The 1,468-nt window shown below is 33.4% G+C and carries 1 protein-coding gene; it reads right to left on the bottom strand.

From position 1 onward, the window contains the following. Nucleotides 1-430: 430 nt before the first annotated feature. Nucleotides 431-1,468, bottom strand: a 1,038-nt coding sequence (locus tag A9G37_RS12915) for a hypothetical protein (RefSeq protein WP_176701901.1), incomplete at its 5' end; no start/stop codon positions are given.

Genomic DNA, 1,468 nt, shown 5'->3' with positions numbered 1-1,468 from the left:
AATAATTCGAGAGATAATTTCGATGATATAAATGAGCTTCGAGTAAAAACTTGTCGAATAGGATTATTTGATAAATTTAAGACATAAGTTTGCCAGTGCTTGTGCCTTGTGCCTTGTGCCTAAAATGGTACTGCATTTTGTTCCACCTGTCAAGTAATATTTTGTTTTATTTAGATTTTTTATGGTTAATCGCTTATTTAATAAGCTTGTCTTTCTAAAGCGATTAAAGTATAGCCGTTTAAGAAATAGTTGGCTAGTTTTTTGGCGGACTTTTTTGTAAAGAAATGTAAATTGTAAGAATTATTCATCATGAATGGGCATAAACTTTATGGTTAAATTAATCTAAATATTTTATAGCTAAAAAGTTTAATCGACTATTTAAACAAAATACCAAGTATTTTTATTTAAATAGTCATTATTGAAGAGAAAATTATGGTGTAACGCAAGCTCCTCTATAGTCTTGATCTGAAAGATCTCTACCGCCAATAACACCTGTATTTGTCTCTACAACGCGAGTATAAAAGTCAATAAGATCTGATGTCCAATAATACCCTCTTAGCTCCCCCCAAGCAGGATCGCCAACTTGAAAAAATTCCCAATCACTATCTTTATAGTAGATTTGAGTCACTCGTCCCCATTCGCTAAATAATCCCCCCATCCAATAACCATTCATTTTATAACTAATTTTTCTTTTATAGAACAAGTCAGCGATACCGTTTTGCCAATTGCCACTTCGTCTTGCATTGGTAAAATCAAGTACTTTGGTCATACGATATCCACCACCATTAAAGTTATCACAAAATGCTACTGCATTTTGATACCCCCCTGCACCACCTTTTTTAGTGACATACCAACGCTCTAATCTAAAATTATACAATGGGTCATTGTTTTTATCGTGTAAATAAAATGTTGAAGGAATAAAAGAACCAGGATTACTCTCCTTAGGACCCGTTAAGTTAATTTTTACAAGCCCTGTAGGTAGCTTATTTTCAGCATTTAACGTTAATGTTACCCCTCCCGTCGAAATTGTTCGACCATTTTTATTTACTATATCTTGCGCTTTCATTCCTGCAACACTCAAGTAAAAAAATAAATTATGAGAGCCTGTGGTTGGAAAGTTTGCTCCAGGATTCGCTGGATTATAAGCATAAAACCCTCTATATTTATTCCAATCACCATGCGGATCGTTAAGAGAAGAAACTGCACCATCGTAAGGTATATCATTTGAATGCCAATCATATTCTAAATTAGGCATAGCATAACAAAATTGTGGTTTATCCATTTTGGGATAAAGATAATAGGTATGCCTATTTCCAGTAAATTTATCACTTTCAGAAGGAATACCATATTCTGTCTTAATGCTCACATCTTCCACTTCTAACGTCAATTGATAAGGTGCATCACAGCCATTTAATGCTTTATCTGAGTTATCCTTCACATAATTAGTAATATCTTGACCATATAAATT

Origin of the sequence: Gilliamella sp. GillExp13, assembly GCF_001690815.1 — a bacterium.
GTDB classification, from domain to species: domain Bacteria; phylum Pseudomonadota; class Gammaproteobacteria; order Enterobacterales; family Orbaceae; genus Gilliamella; species Gilliamella bombi.
Note: the sequence above shows the minus strand (reverse complement) of the source record. Positions and strands in the feature narration are given on the sequence as shown.